Below are 8,922 nucleotides of genomic sequence, written 5' to 3' on the forward strand. Positions count from 1 at the left end.
CGAGGCCGCGGAAGCCCAGGCCCTGGCCGGGGCCGAAGGCGGGGCCCCCCTGACCCCGGTGGCCCCCACGCCCCTGGCCCCGGAAACGCAGGCCGTCATCGCCGCGGAAGCCGGCGGCGACGGTAGCGGCGACGGCGATGCCGTGGCGGCCGCCGAGGCCACGTCGGCGGCCCCCGTGGCCCTGGCCGCGCCCGATTTTACGGCCCTCGACTTACCCGCCCAGGCCCAGTACCTGGTGCAGGAGCTGCGGGGCCCCAACGCCCAGCGCAACCGCAAGGCCACCCTCGACCTCGTGCGCCAGTACGAAGCCAACGTGGGCCAGGCCCGCGCCGCCGCCCGCCAGAAATTTGGCGAAGGCGGGGCCGAGGCCGACGCCTTTGCCTTTCAGCAGCCCGAAGGCCAGCCGGAGCTGAACAAGGCGTTGCAGGAATTCCGCGAGGGCCGCGCCAAAACGGCCAAGGTGGAAGACGCCAGCCGCGCCGACAACCTGGCCAAGAAGCAGCAGCTGCTCGACCAGCTTCGCCAGCTCGTGGAAGCCGCCGAAACCAAGGACAGCTCGGCCAAGCTCAAGGCCCTGCAAAGCGAGTGGAAAGCCACCGGCCCCGTGCCCCAAACCGATAGCCAGCCCGTGTGGGATACCTACCACGGCCTGCTCGACATCTACTACAGCAAGCAGGGCCGCTTCCTGGAGATGAAGGACCTGGACCGCCGCCGCAACCAGGAGGCCAAAGAGAACCTCATCAAGCGGGCCGAGGGGCTGATGGCCCTCACCGGCATCAACAAGGCCCTCGACGAGTTGACCAAGCTGCACGAGGACTGGAAGAACATCGGGCCCGTGCCCAACGACCAGCGCGAGCCGCTGTGGCAGCGCTTCATCGCCGCCTCCGACGCGCTGCACCAGCGCCGCAAGGAGTTTTCCGACGAGCGCTCGGGCCAGGAAAAGGCCAACCTGGCGGTGAAAAAAGCCCTGCTCGAGCGCATCCTGCCCTTCGCCGAGTTCGAAACCGACCGCGTGAACCTGTGGCGCTCGAAAACCGACGAGTTGCAGGAGCTGAAGGCCGAGTGGGACGCCGCCGGCCTCGTGCCCCGCGCCCAGGCGGACGCCCTTAACAAGCAGTACTGGGCCGCCTACAAGGCTTTTTTCAACCGCAAGAACGATTTCTTCAAGTCGCTCGACAACGAGAAGAGCGCCAACGTGAAGGCCAAGCAGGCCCTCATCGACCAGGCCGAAGAAGCCCAGAACAACCCCGACGCCGAGGCCGCCCGCGCCGTCGTTATGCGCATCCAGAAGGAGTGGAAAGACGTGGGCCGCGTGCCCGACAAGCTGGCCGACAAGCTCTGGCACCGCTTCCGTAACGCCTGCGACGCCGTGTTCGACCGGCCCAAGCACGAGGCCAAGCAGCGCGAGGAAAAAGCCACCGCCTCCTCGGGCGAGCAGCTGGCCTACCTCGAGCAGCTGGGCACGCAAATCAGCGCCCTAGGCGACGAGAATCCCGCCTCGCTGGAGGGCTTCCGCGCCATCCTGGCCGACTGGTCGCAGGCCTTCGACGGGGTGGGCACCGGCGACCGCAGCGAGGAGCAATTGCTCGGCCTGCTGGGCCAGTACCTCGACGGCCTGCCCGACCTGAGCTATACCGACCGCGCCGACCTGTTGTTCCAGGCCGAAGTGGCCCGCCTCAAGGCGCGGCCCCAGGCCCAGCAGCAGCTCACGCGCAAGGAAATGGCCCTGCGCAAGGAAATCAACGAGCTGGAAAACGACCACGCCACCCTGCAAACCAACCTCGCCTTCTTCGCCCGCTCCAAAAACGCGGCCCAGCTGCGCGAGGAGTACGAGGGCCGCATGGCCGAAGGCCAAAAGCGCATCGACGTGCTCAAAAAGCAGCTCAAAGTGGTGCGGGCGTAAACAACCCGTAACGCGCTGAACCCTAAAAGGCGGGGCCCGCAACATTGCGGGCCCCGCCTTTTTTTGTGGCGCGGGCATTTGGCGGGGCCCCGGCGCACCCGTACTTTTGCGCCCAGCCAACGCCTCCTTAGCTCAGTTGGTAGAGCTTCTGACTTGTAATCAGAGGGTCGCTGGTTCGAGTCCGGCAGGAGGCTCACACATCCACCCCCGGGGCACCCGGAAAATGCCTTCTCGCGTCGCGGAAGGGGTTTTCCGGGTTTTTTGTGTCTGGGGGTCTCGGTCCTCCACGATGCGAAATCGGGGGTTCCCTACGCGAGGGACGCCCCCCCTAACGCCCCCGTGTGTGGTCACCACTTGCCGGGACGCAGGAACGCGTAATTCAGCTGTGGGGGGCCAATGACTGCTCGTACGGACTGAGCACCTGCCCACCCCGCCGGGCCACACCAGGGCAACCTCAGGAACTGCTTTTATAAAAGAAGAAGCGTAGCCGGAACGCCCCTACCAGCACCACCTTAGGCCACGGCCGGCACGGCCGGCTGAATATCCTTGGTTTCGGGCACCGCCAGCCAGTAGAAAACCGTGGCCAGCACCCCCGCGCCCGCCAGCGCGCCGAAGCCCGCCGCGTAGCCAAAGTGCTCGACCACGTAGCCCGCCCCGATGCTGCTGAGCGCCGCCGCCAGCCCAATGGCCGAGTACACCACGCCTTGCAGCAGGTTGAACCGGCCGGTGCCGGCGCTCAGGTCCGCTATCATCAGGATGGTCACTACCCCCAGCAAGCCGGCCCCGATGCCGTCGAGCAGCTGAATGGCCGTGAGGGCGTACGGATTGCCGATGAACGCGAAGAGCAGGGCCCGCACCGGCAGCAGCACAAAAGCGACCAGGAGCACTTTTTTGCGGCCGTTTTCGGCGGCCCGGCCCGCGTATTTGGCCACGAACACCATCACGCCCTGCGCCACGATGATGGCGCCCGACAGGTACAGCGACGAGTTTTTCTGGTCGACCAGGCCCATTTTCTGCCCCAGCAGCGGCAGCAGGGGGGCATTGGCGAAGTGAAACAGGGCGATGGCCACGGTAAGAACCAGGATGCTCCGGTTGGCCAGCAGCTCCTTCACGCTGGCCACGCTGGCCGGCTGGCCGGCCGCGGCGGTGGCGCCCCGGGCCCGGTCGTGGTCGATGTCCCGCTCCCGCACCACGAGCACGGCAACCACGAGCAGCGCGCACTGCGCCATGGAGAAGTAAAATATCGCTTCGTAGGAGACGTAGCGCCCCAGCAGCCCGGCGATGATGGCGGCCACCATGTTGCCCAGGTGGTTGAAGCTTTCGTTGCGCCCGATGCGCTGCGAGAGCGCCGCTTGCCCCACGATGCCCAGCGTGATGGCCGCCACGCACGGCGCGTACACCGACTGCGTGAGCCCCACCCCCAGCTGCGAGAGCAGCACCGGGTAAAAGTTGCTGTTCAGCACCACGGCCAGGCAGCACCCCGCGATGATGACCGACGCCACCACCAGCAGCAGGCGCTTGTGCCGGGTGCGGTCGATGAAGGCCCCCGCCGGCCCCTGTACCAGGACGCCGATGAGGCTGGGCCCGGCAATGACGAGCCCGATTTTGTCGGGCGACCAGTGCCGCACGGTGAGCAAGAACACCGACAGGTACACGCCCACGCCGTCCTTCACGTCGGCCATGAGCAGGCTGATCCAGTCGAGGCCTTTCAAGCTGCGTGCGTTTGTTTCCATAACGGCCGACTGGTGGGTTTGCCCTGGATTCAACGTAAGCGGGGCCGCTTGGATATTGTCGGGTTTAAGGCAAAAAGCAGGTAGCGCGGCACTGCTGGGCCCTATTAGGTTGAACCCCAGGGGCCGCCAGCGGCCCAGCAGGGCCGGCGAAATACTTGGGGCGCGGCGGTTGGTGGGCAGCACCTGGGCAGGCCGCGGCCCGCCCCCCGCTTGCGTCCAGCTGCCGGAAATAGCCCGGCCCCGGCCACGGCCCCGGCTTGCCCCGGCCGTCGGTGTCTTGGGTGCTGTCGTTTAGTATCTTGGGGCAACCGGCGCGGGTTAGGCGCGGGCTGCCGTGCAGCAGGCCTTGCCGCGGGTGGCCGTGGAACATCGGCGAAAGGCCGGTCAGGAAAATGCGGCGCGGGGGGACAACCCGGCAAACCAGGGTGCCGTGGCAGGCGCAACCCCGGCGGGGCGGCCCAAAAAATAACCAGCTGAACATTAAGGGCCGCTACTGCGCATTAAACGAAAAAGATGGGGCCATAAGGGGCGCGGCCGGCCCGTTTTTGCCCGGTTTTCCTCCCGTGTCTGGTGCAACCCGTTGCGGGGCGGTGCGTTGAAATGCGGGCAACGTAACCGGGTTATGAAAAAGGAAGACATCATTTTCAGCGACTGGCACCGGTGGCTGTTCGGCACGGCCCCGCCGGCGTTCACGGGGGAGGTGGCCGTCCGGGCGCTGCTCATTTTCGTGGTGATGCTGGTGATCGTCCGGCTGCTGGGCCGGCGCATGAAAGCGGTGACGTCGGTGAGCGAGCTGGCCGTGATCCTGACGCTGGGGGCCATCATCGCCGGGCCCATGCAGATTCCGGCCGCCGGGCTGCTCCCGAGCGTCGTCGTGCTGGTGGCCCTGTTGGGCATGCACCGCATCAGCAACCGGCTGGCTTTTAAGTACCGCCGCGTGGAATTGGTGCAGCAGGGCGACGCGGCCCTGCTGGTGCGCGACGGCTGCCTGGACCTGCCCGCGATGCAGCGCCAGGCCCTCTCGCAGGAACAGCTCTTTGGCCAGCTCCGCAACGAAAGCATCGCGCAGCTCGGCGAGCTGCGGCGCGTGTACTTCGAGTCTAATGGCCGCTTGAGCATCTACAAGCTGGCCGAAGCCCGGCCCGGCCTGAGCGTGCTGCCCAGCGCCGATGCCCCGCCGGCCGCCACCGACGGCCTGGCCCCGGGCCAGCAGGCGTGCGCCACCTGCGGCCACGTGCCGGTCCTCACCGACCACGCGGGCACCCGTTGCCTGCGCTGCGGCGACGAAAACTGGGTGCCGGCCGTCCTCAAAAAAACGGCCCCGAAATAAAGCGCCGGAGGCTGGGGGCTGCCCCCGACCGGCCCGGCCGGCAGTAGCTCCTACTCAACGAGCCCGCGCCAGACACTGGCCGTCGCACAGTTAATGACAATTTATAACCGATGCTTGGATATGCCCCCGCCGCCCCCGCCTCATATTACCGACTACCTGCGCATTCTGATGGGCGATACGCCCTGGAGCTTTCTGCTGGAATGCGCCATTCGGTTGGTGTTCATGTACTTGGTGCTGCTGGCGGGCCTGCGCCTGATGGGCAAGCGCATGGCCGGGCAGATTAGCCGCACCGAGCTGGCCGGGCTGGTGTCGCTGGCCGTGGGCATCGGCATCCCGCTGCTCTCGCCCGACCGCGGGCTGCTGGCCCCGGTCGTCATCGCGGCCGTGGTGGTGCTGGGCCACCGGCTCGTGACGCAGTGGGCCGCCCGCCGCTCCACCGTCGAGCACCTGCTGCAAGGCAACGTCACGACGGTGGTGGCCGATGGCGTGCTGCAAGTGCCCGTCATGGCGCAGGTGGTGCTTTCGCAGGAGCGGCTCTTTGCCCAGCTACGGGGCGAAAGCCTGGAGCACCTGGGCCAGGTGCACCGCCTCTACATGGAAGCCAACGGCACGTTCAGCCTGGTGGAAGCACCGGACCCCAAACCCGGCTTGTCGATCATTCCGGGCTGGGACCACGGCTTCCGGGAGTTGCAGCCGGTGGCCCCGGGTGCTTTTGCCTGCCTCCGGTGCGGGCGGGTGGTGGACGCCCCCGCGCCGCCCGCCACCGCCTGCCCCGCCTGCGGCCACCGCCGGTGGAACCCGGCCGTGGCGGCGCTAAAATAATTTGCCCGCGCGCCCCCCGGGTGGGCGCTGAGGCTGCGGGCCCAAGCTCGGCCTACGGTGGGGCTTGGCCCACGAGCCCCGCACTACGGCTTAGCTTATTGGTAACCTGGCGGTTACAAGTTTAGTATAGCCGGTAAACAGCCGGAAAGGGCCCGCGGCGTGGGGCCGGGGCCCTGTTCAAAACCAAGCAACCAACGGATGAACCAAGCAGCGGGGGTAGAAGTATGGGGCGGGGTGGAATGCACCCACCGCCGCGTGGGCGACGACTATTCGGACCAGCTCGTGCGCAACGGCCACTGGGACCGGCCCGGCGACCTCGACCGCTTCGCCGCCCTGGGCCTGCGCACGCTGCGCTACCCCGTGCTGTGGGAGCACGTGGCCCCCGAGAGCCTCGACCGCCCCGACTGGCGGTGGCCCGACGAACGCCTGGCCCGGCTGCGGGCGCTGGGCATCACCCCCATCGTGGGGCTGGTGCACCACGGCAGCGGCCCGCGCTACACCGCCCTCGACCAGCCCACGTTTGCCCCCGGCCTGGCCCGCTACGCCCGCCTGGTGGCCGAGCGCTACCCCTGGGTGACGGACTACACGCCCGTGAACGAGCCGCTGACCACGGCCCGCTTCAGCGGCCTTTACGGGCTGTGGTACCCGCACGGGCGCGCCGATGCCCCGTTCGTGCGCACGCTCCTGAACCAGCTGCACGCCACCCGGCTGGCCATGCGCGCCATCCGGGAAGTGAACCCCGCCGCCCGGCTCGTGCAAACCGAAGACCTGGGCCAGGCCCACGGCACGCCGGCGCTGGCCGCGCAGGCCGAATTCGAAAACCACCGCCGCTGGCTCACCTTCGACATCCTCGCCGGGGCCTTCACGCCCGCCCACCCGCTGTGGGACTACCTGCGCGGCCACGGCATTGGGGCGGAGGAACTACAGGCGTTTGTCGACGAGCCGCTGGTGCCCGACGTGCTGGGCCTCAACCACTACGCCACCAGCGAGCGGTACCTCGACGAGCGCCTGGACCGGTACCCCGGGCAGCCCGCGCTGCGGGGGCGGCACCACCCGGCCTACGTCGATGTGCAGGCCCTGCGCGTGGCCGGGGCCCCGGTGGCGGGCCCCGAGGCCCTGCTGCGCACCGCCTGGGAGCGGTACCGCCGGCCCCTGGCCATCACCGAGTGCCACCTGGGCTGCACCCGCGAGGAGCAGGTGCGCTGGCTTTACCAGATGTGGCAGGTGGCGGGCCGCCTGCGCGCCGGGGGCGTCGATTTGCGGGCCCTCACGGTGTGGTCGCTGCTCGGGGCCTTCGACTGGGACAACCTGCTGACCCGGGACGGGGCCTCCTACGAGCCGGGGGTGTTCGACGTGCGCGGCGCGCAGCCCCGGCCCACGGCCCTGCACCCGCTGGTGCACAGCCTCATCCGCACCGGCGACTACGCCCACCCCGTGCTGGCCGAACCCGGCTGGTGGCAGCGCGACATCCGCTACGACTGGCCGGTGGCGGCCGCTTAGCCGTTCATTTTCTTCCTTTCCTTACGTTGCCGATGCCGTCTTCTTCCGCCCCCCTGCTCATCGCCGGGGCCTCGGGCACGCTGGGCCGGGCCTTCCAACTGGTGTGCCGCATCCGGGGCCTGCCCGCCGTGGCCCTCGACCGCGCCGCCCTCGACATTGCCGACGCCGGCGCGGTGGCCCGGGCCCTGCGGGCCCACGCCCCCTGGGCCGTGGTAAACGCCGCCGGCTACGTGCGCGTGGACGCCGCCGAGGCCGACGCGGCCCGCTGCTGCCACGAAAACACCACCGGGCCCGCCGTGCTGGCCGCCGCCTGCGCCGCGCAGGGCCCGCAGCTGCTCACGTTCTCGTCCGATTTGGTGTTCGACGGCCGCCAGGCCGCGCCCTACCGCGAAGACGACCCCGCCTGCCCGCTGGGCGTGTACGGCCGCAGCAAGCTGCGGGCCGAGGAGGCCGTGCTGGCCCGGCTGCCGGCGGCGCTGGTGGTGCGCACCAGCGCGTTTTTCAGCGCCTGGGACGCCCACAACTTCGTGGCCCACGCGCTGGGGGCCGCCCGCCGCGGCGAGCCTTTCGCGGCGGCCGACGACCTGTTCGTGACCCCGACCTACGTGCCCGACCTGGTGAATACCGCCCTCGACCTGCTGCTCGACGGGGCGGGTGGCCGCTGGCACCTGGCCAACCAGGGCACCTACTCGTGGGCCGAGCTGGCCCGCCTGGCCCTGGGCCTAGCCGGCCTCGACGCCGCCGCCGTGGTGCCGCGCCCGGCGGCGGCGTTCGGCTGGGCCGCCCGCCGCCCGCGCCAGAGCGCGCTGGCCAGCGTGCACGGCGCGCTGCTGCCCAGCGTGGAAAGCGGCTTGCAGCGCCACCTGCGCGACGAGCAGCTGCTGCAATCGGCCCACCCACCGGCCATTTTGGTGGGGTAGTCCGGCCGAAATCCGCATTCCAATCCCCCGCGGGGGCAAACACGCGGCCCGGGGCGCTAGCGGCTTTGCCGGCGCAGCGCGGCCAGGGTTTCGCGGTGGCGCTTTTCGGCCTGGTCTTCGTTGTAGGAGGCCACGGCCCAGATGGCGGCTGGAATCCAACCGATGAGCGTGACGTGGAGGATGCCGCAGAGGAGGCCTTTCAGGAAGTGGCCCCGGAACATCATGGAGATGCCGGGCAGCAGGATGGCGAAGAGCATAGCGCAAAAGGGTGGCGGGAGGCGACAAACCTACAAACTATTGCGCCGTGGCGGGCGGCATTCCCGGCGGCATCGGCCCCAACAAATGAGTGGCTGAAGCTAAGCAGCGGGCGTTGCAGCCACGTTTTCGCCCGACGCCCCGAAGCAACCGGCCCCGCCTGGAACGGCCAACACCCGGCGGACGGCCCGGCGTTGGCGGTGGAAGCGGGCGCGACGAAGGGCCTGCCGTGCCCGCGCTGGAGGAAGCCCCCGGGCTCGACCCGCCCAACGGGGCGGCTTCGGCCCGGCGCTGTTGGCCGCCACGGCCAAAAAACGCGCTCCGGCAAACGGCCGGGGGCCTCGTCGGGCCCGCCTTGGCTCTTAGAGGGTATAGGATAAATCAATCGTCAGGTTTGGATATTGCCCGTTTAGCAAGTCGTCTGAGCATTAAGTTGCTAAGACAGATTTTAATCCAGGC

At 69.0% G+C, this 8,922-nt stretch carries 7 protein-coding genes and 1 tRNA gene; 6 read left to right on the forward strand and 2 right to left on the reverse strand.

Annotation, left to right across the window (positions count from 1 at the left end; genetic code table 11):
• Positions 1-1,903, forward strand: a 1,903-nt coding sequence (locus HNP98_RS12375; protein ID WP_173810381.1) for a DUF349 domain-containing protein, incomplete at its 5' end; no start/stop codon positions are given.
• Positions 1,904-2,024: 121 nt separating this feature from the next.
• Positions 2,025-2,097: transfer RNA gene (locus HNP98_RS12380), tRNA-Thr, on the forward strand.
• 318 nt (positions 2,098-2,415) lie between these two features.
• Here the strand turns inward: HNP98_RS12380 and HNP98_RS12385 are convergent.
• Positions 2,416-3,636: an MFS transporter gene (locus HNP98_RS12385; RefSeq protein WP_173810382.1), complete on the reverse strand. Its 1,221-nt coding sequence runs from the start codon at positions 3,634-3,636 to the stop codon at positions 2,416-2,418.
• 622 nt (positions 3,637-4,258) lie between these two features.
• On the opposite strand from HNP98_RS12385, the gene HNP98_RS12390 reads away from it, so the two are divergent.
• The 4 genes from HNP98_RS12390 to HNP98_RS21550 all read left to right on the forward strand — a co-directional run bounded on the left by HNP98_RS12390 (position 4,259) and on the right by HNP98_RS21550 (position 8,208).
• On the forward strand, positions 4,259-4,966 hold the full coding sequence (locus HNP98_RS12390; protein WP_173810383.1) for a DUF421 domain-containing protein: 708 nt from the start codon (positions 4,259-4,261) through the stop codon (positions 4,964-4,966).
• 120 nt (positions 4,967-5,086) lie between these two features.
• Complete coding sequence (locus HNP98_RS12395) at positions 5,087-5,788, forward strand: DUF421 domain-containing protein (protein WP_173810384.1); 702 nt, start codon at positions 5,087-5,089, stop codon at positions 5,786-5,788.
• A gap of 198 nt (positions 5,789-5,986) precedes the next feature.
• Positions 5,987-7,288, forward strand: coding sequence for a family 1 glycosylhydrolase (locus HNP98_RS21545; RefSeq protein WP_217425741.1), 1,302 nt, complete (start codon positions 5,987-5,989; stop codon positions 7,286-7,288).
• 32 nt (positions 7,289-7,320) lie between these two features.
• The gene (locus HNP98_RS21550) at positions 7,321-8,208 is read left to right on the forward strand and encodes an SDR family oxidoreductase (RefSeq protein WP_217425742.1); all 888 of its coding nucleotides are present in this window, start codon (positions 7,321-7,323) and stop codon (positions 8,206-8,208) included.
• 56 nt (positions 8,209-8,264) lie between these two features.
• Here the strand turns inward: HNP98_RS21550 and HNP98_RS12405 are convergent, their stop codons facing one another.
• On the reverse strand, positions 8,265-8,465 hold the full coding sequence (locus HNP98_RS12405; protein ID WP_173810385.1) for a YqaE/Pmp3 family membrane protein: 201 nt from the start codon (positions 8,463-8,465) through the stop codon (positions 8,265-8,267).
• Positions 8,466-8,922 lie beyond the last annotated feature (457 nt).

Origin of the sequence: Hymenobacter caeli (genome assembly GCF_013294115.1) — a bacterium.
Lineage (GTDB): Bacteria > Bacteroidota > Bacteroidia > Cytophagales > Hymenobacteraceae > Hymenobacter > Hymenobacter caeli.

What these genes read in the sequence shown, in the direction of transcription:
- HNP98_RS12385 (WP_173810382.1), bottom strand. Translation starts at nt 3,636, where the DNA reads ATGGAAACAAACGCACGCAGCTTGAAAGGCCTCGACTGGATCAGCCTG.
- HNP98_RS12390 (WP_173810383.1), top strand. Translation starts at nt 4,259, where the DNA reads ATGAAAAAGGAAGACATCATTTTCAGCGACTGGCACCGGTGGCTGTTC.
- HNP98_RS12395 (WP_173810384.1), top strand. Translation starts at nt 5,087, where the DNA reads ATGCCCCCGCCGCCCCCGCCTCATATTACCGACTACCTGCGCATTCTG.
- HNP98_RS21545 (WP_217425741.1), top strand. Translation starts at nt 5,987, where the DNA reads ATGAACCAAGCAGCGGGGGTAGAAGTATGGGGCGGGGTGGAATGCACC.
- HNP98_RS21550 (WP_217425742.1), top strand. Translation starts at nt 7,321, where the DNA reads ATGCCGTCTTCTTCCGCCCCCCTGCTCATCGCCGGGGCCTCGGGCACG.
- HNP98_RS12405 (WP_173810385.1), bottom strand. Translation starts at nt 8,465, where the DNA reads ATGCTCTTCGCCATCCTGCTGCCCGGCATCTCCATGATGTTCCGGGGC.